This window comes from Parasphingorhabdus litoris DSM 22379 (assembly GCF_020906275.1).
Lineage (GTDB): Bacteria > Pseudomonadota > Alphaproteobacteria > Sphingomonadales > Sphingomonadaceae > Parasphingorhabdus > Parasphingorhabdus litoris.
Map to the genome: position 1 here is coordinate 368,915 of NZ_CP086727.1, position 19,358 is coordinate 388,272.

A 19,358-nucleotide genomic window follows, 5' to 3' on the forward strand; every position below is an offset into this window, starting at 1 on the left:
AGGCCTGCAATCATTGCTGATTGCAGGCCCTGGCTGAGGAAAACCGGTTTTTACTGTGTGACTTACCAGAAAAAGTCGTAGATCACATCGACCACCCGGCCGTCATATGTATCGATCAAGAGTACATCATCATAATAACGGATCCAGCGATAGCCTCCATAAGCCGGTGGCAGGCGGTAGCGCCAGGGATCGTTTATCCAGTAACGCGATCCGTAGAAGGCTGATCCCAGATAGATCCCGATATTCCATCGCCGATATCTATGATCCCGGTAGGGCGAGTAATAGCGGCCGGGGCGATAATAGTGGCGGTTATATTTCCGGTACCGCTTCCAGTCATAGCGCCGGTCGTTGCGCCAGCTGCGGCTCCATTTGCGATAGTCACGCCGTGCATCACGGTAACCCCGGCGATAGTCACGGCGGCCTTCGCGATAACCATAGCGGCGACCATCCCGGTAGCGACGGTCTATCCGGCCATCGCGATTGCGGTCCCAGCGCCGGTCGACGCGGCCGTTATTGTTGCGATCGAAGCGGCGGTCTATCCGGCCGTCACGGTTGCGGTCCCAGCGGCGGTCCACACGGCCGTCCCTGTTCCGATCACCTCGCGCGGCGGCGCGGCGGTTTTCGCGGAAGCGGCGATCAATCCGGCCATCGCGATTGCGGTCAACCCTGCGATCGACGCGGCCGTTATTGTTCCGGTCAAAGCGGCGATCAATACGCCCGTCACGATTGCGATCAAAGCGGCGGTCTACGCGGCCGTCTCTGTTTCTATCACCACGGCGGATGGCGCGCCGTTCTGCACGGCTGTCCCTATCCCGCCGTGCCTGGCGATTTGCACGACCGACATCAGCGCGGCTGTTGGAAAAACCACGATCCACATTGCCATTACGCTGGCGATTGGTCCGGCGCTGCTGCCGCATTTCGGCGCGGTCGCCATCGGTCAATATGTTAGCGCGTCCGCGATTGTTGCGATTTTCGGCGCGGGCGGCCCGGCGGGCATCGCGATTGCCGCGATTTGCTCTGCGCGCTTCCCGATTGCCGCGATTGGCCCTTCTGGTCTCGCGATTTCCGCGGCGTTCCCCACGATTGGCGCGGCGCTCCCCGCGACCATCACGCTGAAAAGCGGTATTGCCGGATAGACCATTGTCAATGACTATCGGAGCAACGCCGCGCGTGTTCTGATTCAAGTTGGTGGCAAGATCGGCGGCGGAGGCCGTCGCAGGCGTCAACATGGTGGCTGCCATTAGGCCGGTTACAAAAAATAGTCGCATAGGCTACTCCTCACTATGCGACTCTGCTTGCCGCATTTATGAAACAAGTCATAGCCTGTTAACCCTGTCAGATAGCTGAACTTCGTCGTAATGTTCAGGAAATAATCGACTTATCTGAACAAAAAATGGCCTTTCACGACGCAAAACTAGGCGTCGTCATCTTTCTCCAGCCATTCTTCGAGCCATTTGATCGTATATTCGCCGGACTGAAAGCCTTCATCATAAACCAGCTTCTGATGTAGCGGGATTGTGGTTTCCACACCTTCGACGACAAATTCATCCAGCGCGCGGGCGAGTCGCATCATGCAGCCATCCCGCGTCCGGCCATAGACGATCAGCTTGGCAATCATGCTGTCATAATAAGGCGGGATCGAATATCCGGCGTAAAGCCCGCTGTCGACGCGGACGTGCATACCGCCGGGGGCATGATAGCTGGTCACCTTTCCGGGGGAGGGTGCAAAGGTTTTCGGATTTTCGGCATTGATCCGGCATTCAATGGCATGACCGTTAAATTCAAGCTCTTCCTGTTTAACGGAAAGATCACGACCATCGGCAATGCGGATCTGTTCCCGGACCAGGTCAAAGCCGGTGATCATTTCGGTCACGGGATGTTCAACTTGCAGGCGTGTATTCATCTCGATGAAGTAAAACTCGCCATTTTCGTAGAGAAACTCAATCGTGCCCGCGCCGCGATAGCCCATGCCCTTCATGGCATCCACACAGACCTTGCCCATTTCTTCGCGTTGTTCTTCACTGATCACCGGTGACGGTGCTTCCTCGAGCACTTTCTGATGGCGGCGTTGCAAGGAACAGTCGCGCTCGCCGAGATGAATGGCATTGCCGCGGCCGTCGCCAAAGACCTGAAATTCAATATGCCGCGGATCCCCAAGATATTTTTCAATATAAACTGTCGCGTCACCAAAGGCCGCTTTGGCTTCGGTACCGGCCTGTTGCATCTGGGTTTCCAGCTCGGCCTCGTCATTGACGACCTTCATGCCGCGTCCGCCGCCGCCTGATGCGGCCTTGATGATTACCGGATAGCCGACCTCAGCCGCTACCTGCTTGGCCACATCTATGTCACTCACCGCGCCATCGGAACCGGGAACCAGCGGAATGCCGAGATCACCCGCTGTCTTTTTGGCCGCAACCTTGTCGCCCATGACCTTGATATGTTCCGGCTTGGGGCCGATCCATTTTATGTCATGCGCTTCAACCACTTCGGCGAAATGCGCGTTTTCGGACAGGAAGCCATAGCCGGGGTGGATCGCATCCGCGCCGCTAATCTCCGCTGCGGAAATGATCGCCGGTATGCTGAGATAGCTGTCGGTGGCAGATGGCGGTCCGATGCAGATAGCTTCATGGGCCAGCCGGACATGCATGGCGTCTTCATCGGCGGTGCTGTGTACGGCCACCGTTTCGATGCCGAGCTCCCGGGCGGCACGCAAGATACGAAGCGCGATTTCGCCGCGATTGGCGATCAGGATTTTGTTGATGGTCATGCGCCGCGTCTCATCTACGCAATCACGACGAGCGGCTGGTCAAATTCGACCGGTTGACCGTTTTCGACCAATATCGCTTTGACCGTGCCGGCGCTTTCCGCAGCAATCGGGTTCATCACTTTCATCGCTTCCACGATCAGCAAAGTGTCACCCTCCGCGACCTTGTCACCGACGCTGACAAAATTGGCAGCATCCGGATCAGGTGCCAAATAGGCGGTGCCGACCATCGGCGATTTTTGTGCGCCTGCATGATCATCGGCAGGGGCGGCGGCAGCTGGTGCTGCTTCGGCAGCCGGCGCTGCCGCAGGAGTTGGCATCGCAGCCGGAGCAGCCACAGCATGAACCGGAGCAGGGGCTCCGCCGCCACCGCGGGTCACACGGATTTTCCGGTCACCATCTTCCACTTCAATTTCGCTGAGGCCAGCGCCATCCAATATTCCGGCAAGCTCCCGGACCACGTCGAGGTCCACATTCATGCTGCCATTACTGTCTTTTTTTGCGGCCATTTCTGGTTCCCATTTTGAAATTAAAACTATGCCTAAAATTTTGACGCGGCGTCGAGCGCCAACTGATAGCCCAATGCACCAAAGCCGCAAATAGTTCCTTTTGCAACCGGTGCAATCAAACTCTTATGCCGAAATTCTTCCCGCGCCGCCGGATTAGACAAATGCACCTCAATGACCGGTACATCTATCGCCTTAACCGCGTCGTGCAGCGCAATGGATGTGTGGGTCAGCGCGCCGGCATTCAGGATCACCGCCTGCGCTGCATCCGCTGCGGCTTCATGCAGCCAATCAACCAGATGACCTTCATGATTGCTCTGACGAATATCGACTTCCAGACCAAGCTGATGGGATTGATCCTCTAGCCGCCCGGCAATATCATCGAGCGTATCGGAACCATAAATTTCCGGTTCCCGCATCCCCAGCAGATTGAGGTTGGGACCGTTCAGGACAAAGATGGTCTTGTTGGTGCTCTTTCCCGTGCTTACATTTTTTGGCAATATAATGTCCCCCATATCGCGCTTTTGGTTGCGGCACTGCTTAGCTGTTTATATGGCCTCTTTATAGGGCTCGATTCCGAAAAGCGAGATCAAACAAATGGAAACATTGGTAATGTCGGAAATTTCAATCCAACTAAACGGCGACAACAGAAGTATCGCAAGCGGGATGACTGTGGCGGATCTGGTGCGGTCGCTGGATCTGGAGCCAGAGAAGGTCGCGGTGGAGCGCAACCGTGAAATTGTGACCCGTTCGACATTGGGCGATGTCATGGTCGAAGACGGCGATCAACTGGAGATAGTCCACTTCGTTGGCGGCGGCGATCATGCAGGCGATGTCAAAGCCAATGACGGCTGGAGCGTTGCCGGTCAAAATTTCAAATCGCGCCTGATTGTCGGAACCGGCAAATATAAGGACTTTGAAGAAAATGCCGCTGCGGTTGAGGCGGCGGGTGCGGAGATTGTTACCGTGGCGGTGCGGCGGGTGAATGTGATGGACCGCAACCAGCCGATGCTGACAGATTTTATTGATCCCAAGAAGGTCACTTATCTGCCCAACACGGCAGGCTGCTTTAATGCCGATGACGCGATCCGTACCTTACGGCTGGCGCGCGAAGCGGGTGGTTGGGACTTGGTAAAGCTCGAAGTGCTTGGTGAAGCGAAAACGCTTTATCCTAATATGCGCGAAACTTTGGAAGCGACGGAAATACTTGCCAAGGAAGGCTTTAAGCCAATGGTCTATTGCGTCGACGATCCGATTGCTGCGAAACAACTGGAAGATGCTGGTGCAGTCGCGATCATGCCCTTGGGCGCGCCGATAGGCTCCGGGCTGGGCATTCAAAACCGCGTAACGATCCGTTTGATTGTCGAGGGCGCCAGCGTTCCTGTGCTGGTCGATGCCGGTGTTGGTACGGCGAGTGATGCCGCCGTCGCGATGGAGCTGGGCTGTGACGGTGTGCTGATGAACACGGCCATTGCCGAGGCCAAGGAGCCCGTGCGGATGGCGCGTGCCATGAAGCTGGCCGTGGAGGCCGGGCGGGAAGCCTATCTATCCGGCCGGATGGGGCGCAGGATGTATGCTGATCCATCGAGCCCGCTTTCGGGGCTAATATAGAATTCGGGCCGAATTGATCGAATCGAGCCGATTTAGGCTCATAATACACCCTGATTCGGTTGAATCTGTAACTATCTGAATAGTAACAAAAGTTACATAGTTTTACTTTGATCGACGCCCCGATGTCGTTGGTCGAAGCTTTTTGCTGTTCGACGAGCCAAATGGCTGTTTATCGACTTTGAGATGCTCGCCGCACCGCCTTCCCGTATCTAAGAATGCGAGGCGGGAGCAGCAGCATAAGTCAAAAGCTCTTCCCCGAGCTGGTCGAAACATCTGCTCCCGCACTCATAACCCCAAAGGGTAGTCTGGTCCCCCCAATGCCAGCGCTTCCCTGAAATATGAGTGAGGAGTGTACCTATGAAAAATTCTATTTTGAGCAAAGGCCTATGTGCCGCTGCAGCCATCGCCGTAACTGTAACCGGTTTTGCCGCCAGCGCGAGTGCCCAGAGCCGCATCACGCGGACAGTCGAAGTCAGCTATGCCGATCTGGATCTGACCAGCGCTGATGGTCAGGAAACACTGGACGGCCGTATTAAGGGAGCCGTGCGTCAAGTATGCGGCGGATATAACAGCAAAAGCCTGAGAGATATGGCTGATCACAAAGGATGTGTTCAGGAAGCCAAAATGTCAGCCAAACGGGCCAAGGTGCAGCTGATCGCCAGAGCAGAGGCAGGAACGCTCGGCACCAGCACAGTGGTAATCGGCGGCAATTAATAGCCATCACGTAAAGTAACCCAAGAGCCGCGAACCCCAATTAAGCGGCCCCTATTTGGCCAAACTACCTACCAACCCCGGTGCCCTTACACCGGGGTTTATTTTTATCTATCATATATCAAGGGGTAGCGTCAGAGAATGAGTGCAGGGAAACGGACTTATCGCCCAGCCAGCTTCTTGGCTTCGGCCAAATGCGTCCGGCCGATGCGAATTTCCGTGCCGCATTTCAGACAGGCAATCCAGATACCACCGCCATCATGGCGCAGGCCGCTGATCCAATCGCGCCGAACCAGATGAGAGCGGTGCAGGCGGATAAATTTCTCCGGGTTGAGCCGTCCTTCCAGACCGGTAATTGTCTGGTGCAGCAAATAGCTGGTGCCGCCCTGCTCGCCGCCGACGTGCAATCGCATATAGTCACGCTCAGCCTCGATCCGATTGATTTCCGATGCGGCAATCCGGCGCAGTTCTGATTTATAAGGCACCCAGAATTCTTCGGCCCAGGGCGATTCTTCAGCAGGAGCCTGTAGTTGATCCGTCTTGCGTTCCAGCACGCGGGAGATAGCGAGCGTCAGCCGCGCTGTTTCAACCGGCTTCAGGACATAATCAATGGCGGCAACGCCAAAAGCTTCCACTGCAAACTTGTCGAATGCCGTCACGAAAATAATTGCCGGCGCTTTCTTTAGGCCAGTCAGATTTTTCGCGACTTCGAGCCCGGTCATCCCGGGCATTGCAATATCGAGCAGCAGAAGATCTGGTTCAAGCTGCTCGGTCAGGCGTATCGCGGCTTCGCCATCGCTTGCGGTGCCGACCAGGTTAATATGTTCCTGTCTGGCGCATAATAGCTGTAGGCGTTCAATCGCCAGCGGTTCGTCATCGACGATCAACGTCTTGAGCTGTGCTGGACCTGTTGCTGTTTCGTCAGCCATTGTCAGATATCCGCTAAGAGGGGCATAGTCAGTTCCGCGATGAACCCGCCAGTTTCAGGGTGGGATGTTCTTAGCTTGGCCTGCGAGCCAAATCTAGTCTCCAGCCGGTCGCGCACATTGGCCAGGCCAATACCATTATTATGCGCACTGGATTTGTTCTGCGGTTGCGCATCGCCATCATCAGCAACGGTGAGCTTCAGAAAATCGCCCGCCGTTCGTGCGCTGATACTGATTGTCACGGGGCGTTTGCTATGGGCAACGCCATGCTTAATTGCATTTTCCACTAGCGGTTGCAGAATAAGCCCCGGCACCAACACATCCATCAACTCGTCGGGTATATCTGTTTCGGTCTTGAGCCGCTTGGGAAAGCGTACCGCTTCAATATCCAGATAGAGATTTTGCAGATGCACTTCCTCGGATAGCGCAACATCTTCCAAAGGATCACCGGACAGACTGGTGCGGTAAAATTTTGACAGGTTAAGGATCATCTCCTCTGCCTCTTCCGGCTGGCTGCGCATCACCAGAGTGCTGAGGCTGTTGAGCGTGTTAAACAGGAAATGCGGGTTGACCTGATAGCGCAGGCTGCGCAGCTCGGCATCCTGTGCAGCTTGCGCAAAGCGTGCGGCCTTGCGCTCGACGGTGCGAACTTCGCTGGCATAGCTAAGCGTCAGGTAGAGCGAGGCCCAGCTGATCATGAAGAAGAACCGCGAAATGCTGTCTTCAACAAGAGCTTTCATTGCATAATTTTCTTCTTCGACAAATTGGCGCATTTTTTCCACATGCGCTTCGTCAAACAGGCTTTGCGGATCATAGATATTGAACATATAATAGTTGAAAGCAGCAATCGCGATGGCGCAGGGAATAGCCCCGGCAAAAGCGGTGATGATCCGGGTTGAAAGCGCCTTATCCTCAAAAAGTCTGAGTAACCGGTAGAGCATATAGGTAATGACGATGCCGAACAGCGTAACAACTACCCGGCGGATGGCCAGTTCTTCCTGAGCCGGCCAGTCACTAACCGCCGCTCGCAAGGTGATGATGATTACGTAAAACAACCAAAAACCAAGGATCGACAGGATAGCAACCTGCTGCCCCACAGATGGTTTGTGATTTCCGATGTCGAATTTTCTCATTAAGCGCCTAATTTCTTATTACATTGGAGCTTAGGATAAAATGGTATCAATTGTCTCTATCGGAATCGTGTCCGGTCGAAACAGGGTTGCCGTTGGTCGAAACTTTCGGCTGCAAACATGTAATTTTCAAAATATTTGAACTGGTTGGAAACAAAAAACGCCGCATCTGCGTTATGATTAATCAAATCCTAACCATGTTTTGGTCAAGTGACTCGCGTGGGGACAGACACTGTTCCAGAGTAGGAGTTACGATGACCAGAGCAACGCAGTCAGTACCAGGAGCCTTGACGCTTTCGGAAATGAAGGAATTTGCCAGCTTTGGTTCGGCGACCCAGCGCTATATTCGCCGTTCGCTTGATGTCGGGCTCGATCGCTCCGATGCCATCGAAACCTGGTCGCGTGATGCGGTTGAGGAAGCCGGTATCAAAGTACAGATGAAACTCTACAAAAGGCTGGCCGATATTCGCAAAGCCATTCCTCAGGATTGTGCAATTGACAGTATTGAAGGCTTCATGCCGGCGTTAATCTCTTTGTCCGCTTATGATCTGGGCCAGGGTCGCATAGCCAGCTTTTCTGCCTATCGTTTTCTCTATGAGCGTTTGCTTGGTCCCGATGCGCGTCCCTGGCTGCCCGGAAGTTTCTGCGCCGCCGCGTCGCTACCGCATCTGCACCCCAAGACACGCAAAGGCCTGCTGCAATCGATCAGCGAAGCGGCTGCGACGGCACCTGGCTGGTCTACGCGCGAGCCGAGCTTCTTCCCAGAATGGGTGGAAAAAGTCGATATGAATAAGGCCGCGCACTAGGCGTCTTTTCCATCTATCAATTCACTGGAATGTGCTGCGCCAGAAAGGCCTCCATCTCCTGCAAGAATTGCACGCGGTCTGCCTCCAGCGAGAAATGGTGATCGCCTTCTTCCTGTTCGACATAGCGGAAGGGTTTTTGCGCTTTTGTGAGGGCTTTGGCAAAACGTCTGCTCTGGCTAACCTTCACCCTTTGATCCTTCCTGCCGTGCATCAGGAGCAGCGGTACCTGGACTTCGCTGGCATAGTGAATCGGTGAGACGCTGCGTAAATCAGGAGCCTGTTCTTTAACCCAGGTGCGGCTCCATTTGCTATTCAGATAACGTCGGTCATAATTTACCATCGCCTGTAAATCGGACACGCCTGCATAAGAAATGGCACATTTATAGATTTCGGGATTGCGGTGCGCCGCACGCATGGCTGCATAACCGCCATAGGATGCACCAACAATGCATACGCGTTCAGGATCGGCAATGCCTTGTTCAATTGCCCATTTCACACCGTCATCCAGATCATCCTGCATTGCCAGACCCCATTGGCCTTCACCTTTCAAGGCAAAGGCAACGCCATATCCTGACGATCCACGATAATTGGGTTGCAAAACGGCATAGCCGCGATCCGCCAAAAACTGTGCCCACCAGTCCCAGCTCTCTCGGTCTCGGGCAAACGGGCCGCCGTGCGGCATCATGATCAGCGGCAGATTTTCGGTTGCCCTTCCTTTTGGCACAGTCAGAATAGCTTCTATCGAGAGGCCGTCACGCGCTTTGTAGCGGATCGTCTTCACAGGGGCGTAGCTTCTATTCTCAAGATGGTCGTTGACCACACCCATTTTTTTCATCTGGCCCCAACGGGTATCGAACAGATAATATTTTCCGGGTCGAGACGCATTGCCGACAAACACGATGAAGCGCGTATGATCCCGGTTCCTTGAAATGATCCTGGCCGTTTGGTTCGGCACAGAATTGTCCAGCGCCTGTTGCAACTCCTTGAGTGTTGGATCGAGCCATTCGACTTTGCGCCGCGTATCGGTATAACCATAGCCGATCAGGCCGTTGCCCTCGGCATTGGTCAGGATGTAGTCAATGTCATACCCATCTACAGCATGCAGTTTTTCGCCGATTGTCAAACTATTGAGATCATATTCATAAAGTGCATCGGTGCCATCTTTGTCATCAAACACCAATGCTTTGCCAGGTTCAGCGAGGAACAGGGTAGGAACTGTCAGCCCTTCTCCCTTTTTCCGTTTGGCGCGATCCATGACTTTGAACAACTTGCCGTTTTTCTCCCGATAATAGAGTCTGGACGTCAAGCTGCTGTTACTGCGACCAATGCCCATCCTGACATTTCCGTTTTGATCGGCATACCAGTCTTGCACGCCGACTTTCGGTTTTACGACGGTTTTCTTTTTACCCGTTTCCAGATTGATATGATCAACCTGTGCCCAAAATCCAGCATAGTTGGAGTAGATCGACGTCTGATAGCCGAGCAGGATTTCCGGTCTGCCATCTTTTGCAGTCCATAATATATCCCCACCATTTTGGGCCGCCTGACGCCGGACAAGAACCTTGGTGGAACTGCCATCAGCCTTGATCGCGACAGCGCGTGTGACGAGCCAATCCTGGCCTTGCACTTTTTTCACATCAGCAATGTTTGCGATCAGCCAATCTTCATTGACCCAGCGCCAGTTCCTCATGTCCAATTCGCCAATATCCAAGGCCACGCGCTTGGGGCCGGAAGTCAATATCGGAGAAATCATGAAAATCTGTCTGCCGCCGGCAGCGATCAAGGCGGCATAGCGATCTCCGGAAGGTGATAGTTTCGGACTGTTCAGCAATGGCAGCGCAGCGAAATGTTCCAGCGGCGTTTGTGCCCGTGTTGGAGAAGATGTGCCGGCAAATATCAGTATGATAAATACACTGATAACTGAAATATAGCGCCCCATTATTCGCCCCCGAATGTCGTAGTTCAAATAAAACAGTATAGCTGAAATAGAGCTAAGCCAGTGCTCCTATCAAGTCACGCTTTAAAAACCAGCCGGGTTAACAGTTCCGGCCAGCGCGGGTGACGGGGCGGCTGCATGCTATTAAATAGCCGTTGTCAGACTATCTGCGCATCGGGGCGCGAACTGTTTGAACCTGATGCAGGGTTTCCGGGCATCGGGTAGATCAACCGGAAAGTAAGATGATGCGCCCCCTAAATATACTGATCACAGCGGCATTCTGTCTTGTTCATGCGCTTCCCGCGCTTCCCGCGCTCGCCGAGGATGTGATTTTCCCACCAAATAGCGTGGTTGGGTTAAAGCCACCGGGCGCCATGAAAGCGCATGTTGCTCTTCCGATATTCGAGGATGTGGCGCAGGATGCCATCATCAGTATCTTTGCCGAACCGCGCAACGGTTCACATGACCGATCCTTTTCGGAATTTGGTAAAATCGAAAAGGTGCCGTCGGACAAAACAATAGACAGCCCGATACAATATTGGAAACTGGCCGACGGCGTGGAAGCGCATGTGCTGACCTACATCCAAAAACGCGATGGCATCGTCCAGCGCTATTGGACCGTGGCGGCGCGCGATGCCGACTTGCTGGCCATAATATTTGCGCGCGCGGCGGCGGACAGCGCGCTCTATTCCAACGCTGCCATGCAGGCTGCCTTGCGAACCTTGCGTTTCCGCAAAACCCCACCCCAGCATTGATGGGCCAGCCCCTCACCTATCGAGAGAAAGACTATTATGACGAACCAGACAAGCCTTGAATCCGGGATTGAAGAAGGCGATGTGTCGGGGAAAACTATATCGATAATGGGTGCTTTTTTTGCTCTGATCATTGGTGCTGCCGCATCTCTTGGTTATGGCGCAGCGGCTGCCTTTTTCCCGGTTGTTGTGGTTGATCTTCTCTTTCTTCTGATCGCCGTCATATTTGTTTTTGGCGTTTTTACCATGACCGGCACATCGCGCATCGCTCGCTTGATCGTCGCGATCCCGGGCGGATTGCTGTGCCTCGTGATGATGTGGTTCGGCTGGTTCTGGACGCAGGCCGATTATGACACGGCTATGGCCCTGTTTGCTGGTGGTCCGGTTCATGCTTTTGAAGTGATTTGGGAAATTGCTGACGGGTCTGGCTATACGGCCAGTAGAGGCTTTCGGGTGGATGTGGAGGTTAGCCCTGGCCGGATCAAACTGTTCTGGGCGCTGGAAAGCCTGCTATTTCTGTTGCTTCCCGCGGCCGGGGCATGGTTAGGCATGGGCACTGATGATGGCGAGGAAACGGAGACCGCCCCGGTGCGGTAAAAGCGCTACCATGGGACAGGCTCAGCTGGTCCGGTCTTTTGCAACACCCGTCGGCGGATGATGAAACCGAAGCAATTGGGTCTTGCGCTTGTCCGGTGGCGCCCTGATAGTGATATATCGTTCGGGGAAAGAGGATATCTGCCCATGCCTACCCATCCAAAACCACAGGCCGCCAACGCATTCTCGTTACTGGGTTTGGCCCTCTGGCTCCTGAGTCTATTTGCCGTCGCACCCGCATGGGCAGGCACCGTGGTTTTTCCGGGAGAAGGAGCGGTTGGTTTGGAACCGCCTGGGGCCATGACCAAAGCAGACAGCTTTGCCGGGTTTCAAGACAGCGAGGAAGGCGCATCGATATTGATCGCTGAATTCCCGCGAGAAGCCTATGCAGAGATTGCCCCGCAATTTAACGCCGAAACGCTGTCGGCGCGCATGGCAGTCACGGGCCCGGTGCAAAAACTGACCTTAGCGAGTGATGTAGAGGCCTTGTTGGCGACGGGCACGCAGACCCAGCAGGGCATAGCCTATCGCAAATGGGTGATGATCGCACAGGGCGCAGAAGTTACCGCGATGATCACCGTGCAGCTTCCCGTGACGAGCGAGGCTTACACGGATGCGCAGATACGCGATACGCTTAACTCCGTTCGGTTTCAGCCGCGCGGATCGCTGGAGGACGAGATATCCCGGCTACCGTTCACCGTCGCAGAGCGTGCCGATTTCCGAGCGGTGCGGACGCTGGCAGGCAGTGGATTGATCCTGACCGATGGCCCCAAGGATGTGGTGACAGACGCGTCGCAGCCGCTGGTTATCATTGCGTCCAGCCTGGGCAGCAATCCCTCCGTCGGCGCGCTGAGCGAAGATGAGCGCATGCAATTGGCACTCAATGCTATGAAAACGCTAACCTTAAAGGATGTGCAGGTAGAAAGCACTGATGTGGAGCCAGATGGCGATGTCCTGATCGCTGGCAAGGGTATTGATCAGGAAGAGCGGGAAATGTCCCTACGCCAAATCATGCGCTTCGGCCCAGCCGGCCATGTCCGTACGGTCTGCATGTTCACCGCTGAACAGGATATCGCCGAACGCTGTGATCGGGTCGGGCAGGCGGTGACTTTGAAAGTTCGTGGAGCGGGTATGAAGGCGGAGGAATGATTGCTGACTGGCCGGACAGGTTCTTATAAGGGGCTTTGGCCAATAACTGTTTGGCCAATATCAAGAAATTTGGTCATTCCTATGTTTGCTTCCGAGCAGCCTCTTTAGATCAAATTCGCGATTTGCAGAGACGATAAGCGAAGTGATGAGAAGAGTTGCAGCTATAATCATCGTGAACGTAAACCCTGGGATATTGGTATATTTCAGGAAAAAGGCCAGATTTGCGACAGCTGCTGATACAAATAGCAAGACAAATGATCGATTGGAATTAAGGAATGGGAGCATGATTGCGACGATGATGAAGACGCTTAACGCCTCATAATAATATCCCAGCGCAGCGGGAAAGAGCAACATCGGAAATAGCGCTACATAATAGAATTTAGATGGCTTGGAATTGGACTTTTGGACCATGGGTTGCACCTACAAGCAAACCGGTTGAAACTAAGATGACCGGACGGTTTGATTATTTCGAATATATAGCACCGGCTGCGATCCGTAAACTGGAGGCATTTGCCAGTTGCGGTCGGAAACTATGTGTTCGTCGGCATAGTTTCGCACCCGAAAGGCACGCGACTGTAACATAGAGCATCATGGCCCTTATAGATGTCGATAACGGGGAAGAGCCGGTGTTATATCGCCTGCGCACCATCTGGCAGAGCGGCTTCAAATTCGCTTTCGGCAAGATCAATCAAATGCCGATCATCTTCGTTCCACGGATGAAAACCGGGCAGAAAGAATTTGATCCAAGGCACGATGATTTTGCGCGCAACACCGGGTTTGAAGAGGAGAAAGCGTATCAGCCGCATCTTTGTCCGAAACCCGCTAATGCCATCCTGAGCCAGCAGGTCTAGCGTATCGTTATAGCGATTGGTCCAGAAATTCCGCGTGATGATCAGCATCATCAGCGCCTTCACTTTCCAGCGCTGCCACCGTGACCAGTCTTTGGTCGCATAGAGCCAGGTGTCATAGGCGACGCCCTTATGCTCAATTTCTTCGAGCGCGTGCCAGCGCCACAGATCGGCGGTTTCCTTGTCGGCATTGGCGAAATGCTGAGGGTTGGCAATAAATTGCTGCGCCATGATTGCTGTGAAATGTTCGAGAATCATCGTCGCAGCAAGATTGGCAATGGCAGGCCGTCCCTTGGTCAATTCAAGCGACTCGGTAATCCGTTTCTCGATCCGGCTGGTGTCATAGCCCGATTCCTCAACCCGGCGGTTTAACGCAACATGTTCGCGGGTATGAATGATTTCCTGCTTTACAAAGGCGCGAATTTCTTTTTGCAATTTTTCGGGGGTCACATCGCGAAAGGATTTCACGCTCTCTATGAAAAAGGCCTCGCCGCGCGGAAAAGTGAGGGACAGAGCGTTGTAAAAGGCGGTAGCAACAGGATCGTCATTCAACCACCAGCGGCCCGGTTGATGCTCTGGATCTCGGCCAAAGCGGCGATCGCGCGGTGTGATCTGGTGATCTTTCGGGGTCGGCGTATCAATTGTTGCCGGTCGGGCTTGCACGCTGCCCGGCTTCTTCATAAGGGGCATGTTCATAAGAGTTCGCTTTTACACAAAAAATTGTTTACCTTGCCGAGTAGATATTAGGGTTACTTACATAGATGTCAATAGCTAAACGACGCCTCTCTCCTGAAGAAAGCCGCGGTATGGCTTTAGCCGCCGCACTCGATCTGTTGATCGAAGCCGGACCTCAGGCGGTCACGCTGAAAGCCGTCGCGGCCCGGATTGGCCGGACACATGCCAATCTTCTCCATCATTTCGGATCTGCATCAGGGCTGCAAAAGTCTCTGGCACAATATCTGACAGACCGGGTTTGCGGGTCGATTGCCGAGGCGGTGCTGAAGTCTCGTACCGGTGAGGGATCCGTGCGCGATATTGTCGATCTGACCTTTGACGCCTTTGACAAGCAGGGCGCCGGTGCTTTGTCTTCGTGGATGTTGCTCACCGGTAATGAAGATGCACTCGATCCGATAGTCGACGCGATTCATGCGCTGGTTGATGAGCTTGGCGAGGGTGGTCACGAAGATCGCGAAATGCATCAGGACACATTGACGCTGGTGCTGATGGCTTTGGGTGATGCCTTGATCGGGGAGCGGCTTGCAGATTCGCTGGAGCTGCCGCGCAACAGCGCACGCGATCTGGCCGAGATCCAATTGCAACAGGCGCTGGACCGCTGGAAAGCAGAACACGGCGCTTAAGGAAGCGCAAATCCAACCATTTTGCTCGATAAAATGGACCAAGTTACGCGATATTTTACGATAGTTTACATGTAAGAGCCCCATAGCTCTCGCAAGAGAAGCCCAGTTTGAAACGACAGGGAAAGGCTATGGAACATAACCCCCATTCCATCGGCAATGCACGAATGCTGCATCCTGATGATCCCGCTCTTCACCTGATCGGCGATAGTGCAGCGATTGAAGAGGTGCGCAGCCTGATCCGTCATGCAGCGGCGACGACCATACCGGTCATGATTACCGGGCCTTCCGGTTGCGGCAAGGAAGTGGTCGCCAAGGCCCTCCACCGATGCTCTGCGCGGTCGGCGGAAAAATTTGTCGGTGTCAATTGCGGAGCCATTCCCCGTGATCTTTTGGAATCGGAGCTTTTTGGCCATGAAAAAGGCAGCTTCACCGGCGCCATAGCGCAGCGCAAGGGGCAGTTTGAGGATGCCAGCAAGGGCACGTTGTTTCTTGATGAAATCGGCGACATGCCCTTTGACATGCAGGTCAAACTGCTGCGGGTGCTAGAGGAAAAACAGATTGAACGGATTGGCGGAACGCAATCCATTGCCATTGATACGCGGATCATATCGGCCACCCATCAAAATCTGGAGGAAGCCATTGCCACCAAGCGTTTCCGTGAAGATCTGTTCTACCGGCTTTCGGTTTTCCCGATCGATATTCCCGCACTGAAGGATCGCCGCGAAGATATCGCGCCGCTAATCCGTCATTTCATCAAACAAATTGGCGGTGAGGAAATCTGTTTTTCGGCCGAAGCAATGGATGCTTTGGAAAACTACGCCTGGCCGGGCAATGCCAGAGAGCTGCGCAATATTGTTGAACGGGCTGTGGTTCTTTTCCCCGGCGTAATGATATCTGAAAGTCAGCTCTCGTCGCTCTTCCGTCGCCGTGCATCCAATGCTCCGACACATCATCGCCACGCACTGCCATCAAGCTATGCCGGCGGCGGCGAGGTGCGGCCATTTCGCACGACGACTGATGAAAACAGCTATGATCGCGGCACGCTAGGGGACGGCTTTGATCTTAAAAAGCATCTGATGCAGGAAGAACGAAAATATCTGTTGTCCGCCCTCAGAATGGCAGAGGGCGTGGTTGCGGAAGCCGCCCATCTGGTCAGCCTGCGCCGGACGACCTTTGTCGAAAAGATGCGCCGCCATAAAATTGTGCGCAAAATGGCGCTGACCGATCACCGATCAGAGCTAGTGCGTCGCGAATAGCTGATCATCATTGGCAAAAGCTTTGAACTCCAATGCATTGCCGCTGGGGTCGAGAAAGAACATGGTCGCCTGTTCCCCGACTTCGCCGCGAAAACGAACCGTGGGCGCAATGACAAATTCGGTCCCATGTTGTTGCAGCCTTTCTGCCAATGCATCCCATTGATCTGGTGTCAGGACGACGCCAAAATGCGGCACGGGAACATTCTCGCCATCCACGGGATTGGTCCTTTTGTGCCGCTTTGCATCGGGATCGAGATGGGTAACAATCTGATGGCCATAAAGATTGAAATCGATCCAGCAGTCGCTGCTTCTGCCCTCTGCACAACCCAGCACTTCGCCGTAAAATTGCCTTGCAGCAGGTAAGTCGTCGACCGGAAAGGCGAGATGAAATGGTCGATGTTCAGTGTTCAAAATTCTGCCCTTTCTTTTCGGGTGCGGCCAGCGCGAAGCAATGATCAATATCCATTTTAGATGTCTCGCGCGGGTCCTGTTCTGATGCCTGTATTTCTTCGCGCACCTGGGTCAGAATGATGTCGCTTTCGGAGCCACTCTTGCCTTCACCGCGCATTTTTTCGCGGGCGCGGCTGTCGAGGACAAAGGCGAGGGTCTTCAGATCCTGCGCTTTCTTCGATAATTTTTCCCGGGCGTAAACGGTCTCATAAGCCAGTTGCAGCATCGCAGCACATTGATTGAGAGACGGCTTCGGTTTGGGAGCAACTTCACTGTCCAGCAACGGCAGGCATTTCGCCATTTCTGCTTCAACAACCTGGTCGGGTTCAGCGACATTTTGAACTTTCGCCTGCTGGTCGGCAACCGCTGCCAAAATCGCATCGCGCACCTGTTCACGCGACTGTCCTGTTTCCATCATGACGCGCTCGCCAATTTGGCCGGCATAGAGCCGTCCGCGTTCGGCAAGCAACGGATAAGCCAGCGCGCTTTCGATCCCGCGCTCCTGTTCCGAAGCGACAATGGCAAAGGCCGCCACGCAAGACAGGTCTCTTTTGTGGACTTCGGTTAACGCCGTAACGGCCGGTTCATTTTGGGCCGGGGTGGGCTGTGCCAGCGCTAGCAATATCAACATTATTTTTTCCATGCCGGCCTTATAGCGGGGCATCGGTGTTTGCAGCAAACAACAATTGCTGGATAGTGCTTTCCTACAGCATCGACAAAATGATATTCGAGCGGCGGCGATATGTTACGGAACACGGTCTGCTGAACTGCGCAAATGTCCGAAATTGATAAACTGAGCTGCGTTTTTGGGTCGATTCTGTGTCGAACCTGTATAATCTGGTTCAGATAGGGTGTTGTTAACATGAACGAGCGAAGGGCGCCTGGCAATTAATGTTTGAACCTGCGCCCTGAAAACGGCAAAAGCCGCCGGTGCCTATTCTGACCAACTTATTTCACAAATATCCGTTCTGGCTGTCTCTTTTTGCGGGCGCGCTATCCGCAACCGGATTCGCGCCCTTGGGCCTATGGCCGCTCAGCTTGCTGGCACTCGCCTTATGGATCGCGATTGTAGATAGCCTCGAAAGCCGGAAGGCAGCTTTCTATTCAGGCTGGCTATTTGGTCTGGGGCATTTTGTTGTCGGGCTCAATTGGATTGCCAAGGCCTTTACCTTTCAGGCGGCAATGCCCGAATGGCTTGGCTATATTGCAGTGGTTCTGCTGTCCCTCTATTTGGCCGTTTATCCGGCATTGACAGCATTGGGCGCCTGGCTTTTGGGCAAGGGCAGGCCGGTTGCCTTCATTCTGGCTTTTGCCGGTTTCTGGATCATCACCGAATGGTTGCGCAGCTGGGTTTTTAGCGGGTTTATCTGGAACCCGCTGGGCGTGATCGCGGTTGATGCCAGACATGCTTTGAGCGCCCGTTCCATTGGTACTTATGGTTTATCCGGTGTGGTCATTGCGGTTGCAGGATTGGTGGGTTCTGCGATTGGCGGGATCATAACCCTGCAATGGCGGATAATTGTCCGGCGCGCCTTTGATCTCGCGATTATTGCCATTGGCGCTGGAACCTTGGCCTGGATCGGCAGCGGTGATGACCTTCCCAATGAAGGAGAACAGCCTGACATCACGGTCGTTCAACCCAATATTGGACAGCAGGATAAATGGCAGGCCGGTTATGAAGAGCAGAATCTTGCCAAATTGGCAGGACTGACTGTCCGCCCGGAAGAGGAACCTCGAATATTATTCTGGCCCGAGGCGGCCATTCCCGATTATCTCGAAACCGGTTACCCGCGCCGTTATTATTACGGGCGTCCTCCGGAAATGGTAAGAGCGCAGCTAACCGGCCTGATGAAGCCCGGCGATATTCTGGTACTCGGTGCGCTGAAGCTCGAATTTGGTGATACTGGTGCGCCGGATGAAAGGCGAGCCATTGGTGCCCGGAACAGTGTTTTTGCGATGGACGCTGATCAAAATTTGCTTGGCCGCTATGACAAGAGTCATCTGGTTCCCTATGGCGAATATCTTCCGATGCGGCCGTTGCTCTCGGCCATTGGCCTGTCGCGTCTCGCACCAGGCGATTTTGATTTCTGGCCGGGGCCGGGACCGCAATCCTTGGAGGTGGGCCCATTTGGCAAAGCCGGTTTGCAAGTCTGCTACGAAATTATCTTCTCTGGCCAGGTGGTCGACCAGACCAATCGCCCCGACTTTATCTTCAACCCTTCCAATGACGCCTGGTTTGGTGCGTGGGGGCCGCCGCAACATCTCGCACAAGCGCAGCTGCGGGCAATCGAAGAAGGTCTGCCGATCATTCGCTCAACGCCAACCGGCATATCAGCGGTGATCACAAGTAAGGGCAAGATAGTAGAGCATATTCCAATGGGTCAGGCGGGAAGAATTGATACAAAACTTCCCTCCCCGGAAAATCCCACATTGTTCGCGCGCCATGGAAATATATTGCCGCTGGGCCTTGCACTCATTTTGCTGATCTGTGCCATTGCCATCCGGCTTCGTGCCCGCTAAGAGGCGCATATAAACCTTTCTTTATATCAAAGATAACGCAC

The 19,358-nt window shown here is 54.0% G+C and carries 19 protein-coding genes; 9 read left to right on the forward strand and 10 right to left on the reverse strand.

Annotated features, from left to right (window positions below):
- Nucleotides 1–62: 62 nt before the first annotated feature.
- The 4 genes from BS29_RS01870 to BS29_RS01885 all read right to left on the reverse strand — a co-directional run bounded on the left by BS29_RS01870 (nt 63) and on the right by BS29_RS01885 (nt 3,689).
- Nucleotides 63–1,268, reverse strand: coding sequence for an RcnB family protein (locus BS29_RS01870; protein WP_229955472.1), 1,206 nt, complete (start codon nt 1,266–1,268; stop codon nt 63–65).
- A gap of 146 nt (nt 1,269–1,414) precedes the next feature.
- Complete coding sequence (gene accC / locus BS29_RS01875) at nt 1,415–2,767, reverse strand: acetyl-CoA carboxylase biotin carboxylase subunit (protein WP_229955474.1); 1,353 nt, start codon at nt 2,765–2,767, stop codon at nt 1,415–1,417.
- Nucleotides 2,768–2,781: 14 nt separating this feature from the next.
- Nucleotides 2,782–3,273 carry an acetyl-CoA carboxylase biotin carboxyl carrier protein gene (gene accB, locus BS29_RS01880; RefSeq protein ID WP_229955476.1) on the reverse strand — a complete coding sequence of 164 codons (492 nt, stop codon included), beginning with the start codon at nt 3,271–3,273 and terminating at the stop codon, nt 2,782–2,784.
- A 32-nt stretch (nt 3,274–3,305) separates the two neighbouring features.
- Nucleotides 3,306–3,689, reverse strand: coding sequence for a type II 3-dehydroquinate dehydratase (locus tag BS29_RS01885; RefSeq protein ID WP_229956918.1), 384 nt, complete (start codon nt 3,687–3,689; stop codon nt 3,306–3,308).
- Between the two features lie 193 nt (nt 3,690–3,882).
- Between BS29_RS01885 and thiS the strand changes: the two genes are divergently transcribed.
- On the forward strand, nt 3,883–4,881 hold the full coding sequence (thiS, locus tag BS29_RS01890; protein ID WP_229955478.1) for a sulfur carrier protein ThiS: 999 nt from the start codon (nt 3,883–3,885) through the stop codon (nt 4,879–4,881).
- A gap of 357 nt (nt 4,882–5,238) precedes the next feature.
- Entirely contained in the window at nt 5,239–5,595 is a 357-nt protein-coding gene (locus tag BS29_RS01895; RefSeq protein ID WP_229955480.1) for a UrcA family protein, read from the forward strand.
- Between the two features lie 158 nt (nt 5,596–5,753).
- Here the strand turns inward: BS29_RS01895 and BS29_RS01900 are convergent, their stop codons facing one another.
- Both BS29_RS01900 and BS29_RS01905 read right to left on the reverse strand, forming a co-directional pair.
- Nucleotides 5,754–6,521 carry a LytR/AlgR family response regulator transcription factor gene (locus tag BS29_RS01900; protein WP_229955482.1) on the reverse strand — a complete coding sequence of 256 codons (768 nt, stop codon included), beginning with the start codon at nt 6,519–6,521 and terminating at the stop codon, nt 5,754–5,756.
- Nucleotides 6,522–6,523: 2 nt separating this feature from the next.
- Entirely contained in the window at nt 6,524–7,651 is a 1,128-nt protein-coding gene (locus BS29_RS01905; protein WP_229955484.1) for a sensor histidine kinase, read from the reverse strand.
- A gap of 251 nt (nt 7,652–7,902) precedes the next feature.
- Between BS29_RS01905 and BS29_RS01910 the strand changes: the two genes are divergently transcribed.
- Nucleotides 7,903–8,454 carry a penta-EF hand family protein gene (locus tag BS29_RS01910; protein WP_229955486.1) on the forward strand — a complete coding sequence of 184 codons (552 nt, stop codon included), beginning with the start codon at nt 7,903–7,905 and terminating at the stop codon, nt 8,452–8,454.
- A 16-nt stretch (nt 8,455–8,470) separates the two neighbouring features.
- On the opposite strand, the gene BS29_RS01915 is transcribed toward BS29_RS01910, so the two are convergent.
- On the reverse strand, nt 8,471–10,393 hold the full coding sequence (locus tag BS29_RS01915; protein WP_229955488.1) for an alpha/beta hydrolase family protein: 1,923 nt from the start codon (nt 10,391–10,393) through the stop codon (nt 8,471–8,473).
- A 239-nt stretch (nt 10,394–10,632) separates the two neighbouring features.
- Between BS29_RS01915 and BS29_RS01920 the strand changes: the two genes are divergently transcribed.
- From BS29_RS01920 to BS29_RS01930, 3 genes are read left to right on the forward strand one after another with little or no spacing between them, the layout of a single operon-like run.
- The gene (locus BS29_RS01920; RefSeq protein WP_229955490.1) at nt 10,633–11,145 is read left to right on the forward strand and encodes a hypothetical protein; all 513 of its coding nucleotides are present in this window, start codon (nt 10,633–10,635) and stop codon (nt 11,143–11,145) included.
- A 36-nt stretch (nt 11,146–11,181) separates the two neighbouring features.
- The gene (locus BS29_RS01925) at nt 11,182–11,739 is read left to right on the forward strand and encodes a hypothetical protein (RefSeq protein WP_229955492.1); all 558 of its coding nucleotides are present in this window, start codon (nt 11,182–11,184) and stop codon (nt 11,737–11,739) included.
- A 57-nt stretch (nt 11,740–11,796) separates the two neighbouring features.
- Nucleotides 11,797–12,885 carry a hypothetical protein gene (locus BS29_RS01930; protein ID WP_229955494.1) on the forward strand — a complete coding sequence of 363 codons (1,089 nt, stop codon included), beginning with the start codon at nt 11,797–11,799 and terminating at the stop codon, nt 12,883–12,885.
- Nucleotides 12,886–13,514: 629 nt separating this feature from the next.
- Here the strand turns inward: BS29_RS01930 and BS29_RS01935 are convergent.
- On the reverse strand, nt 13,515–14,423 hold the full coding sequence (locus BS29_RS01935) for a metal-dependent hydrolase (RefSeq protein ID WP_229956919.1): 909 nt from the start codon (nt 14,421–14,423) through the stop codon (nt 13,515–13,517).
- 71 nt (nt 14,424–14,494) lie between these two features.
- Here BS29_RS01935 and BS29_RS01940 point away from each other — a divergent pair, with 71 nt between their 5' ends.
- Nucleotides 14,495–15,091 (forward strand): TetR/AcrR family transcriptional regulator, encoded by a 597-nt coding sequence (locus BS29_RS01940; RefSeq protein ID WP_229955496.1) that lies wholly within the window; start codon nt 14,495–14,497, stop codon nt 15,089–15,091.
- A gap of 128 nt (nt 15,092–15,219) precedes the next feature.
- Nucleotides 15,220–16,347, forward strand: coding sequence for a sigma-54 interaction domain-containing protein (locus BS29_RS01945; RefSeq protein WP_229955498.1), 1,128 nt, complete (start codon nt 15,220–15,222; stop codon nt 16,345–16,347).
- Here BS29_RS01945 and BS29_RS01950 read toward each other — a convergent pair.
- Together BS29_RS01950 and BS29_RS01955 are read right to left on the reverse strand one after the other, a co-directional pair.
- Nucleotides 16,330–16,758 carry a VOC family protein gene (locus BS29_RS01950; RefSeq protein WP_229955500.1) on the reverse strand — a complete coding sequence of 143 codons (429 nt, stop codon included), beginning with the start codon at nt 16,756–16,758 and terminating at the stop codon, nt 16,330–16,332. The genes BS29_RS01945 and BS29_RS01950 overlap by 18 nt on opposite strands.
- Nucleotides 16,748–17,428 (reverse strand): hypothetical protein, encoded by a 681-nt coding sequence (locus BS29_RS01955; RefSeq protein WP_229955503.1) that lies wholly within the window; start codon nt 17,426–17,428, stop codon nt 16,748–16,750. The genes BS29_RS01950 and BS29_RS01955 overlap by 11 nt, the downstream gene beginning before the upstream one ends.
- Nucleotides 17,429–17,727: 299 nt before the next feature.
- On the opposite strand from BS29_RS01955, the gene lnt reads away from it, so the two are divergent.
- On the forward strand, nt 17,728–19,317 hold the full coding sequence (lnt, locus tag BS29_RS01960; protein ID WP_229955505.1) for an apolipoprotein N-acyltransferase: 1,590 nt from the start codon (nt 17,728–17,730) through the stop codon (nt 19,315–19,317).
- The last annotated feature ends 41 nt before the right edge of the window (nt 19,318–19,358 follow it).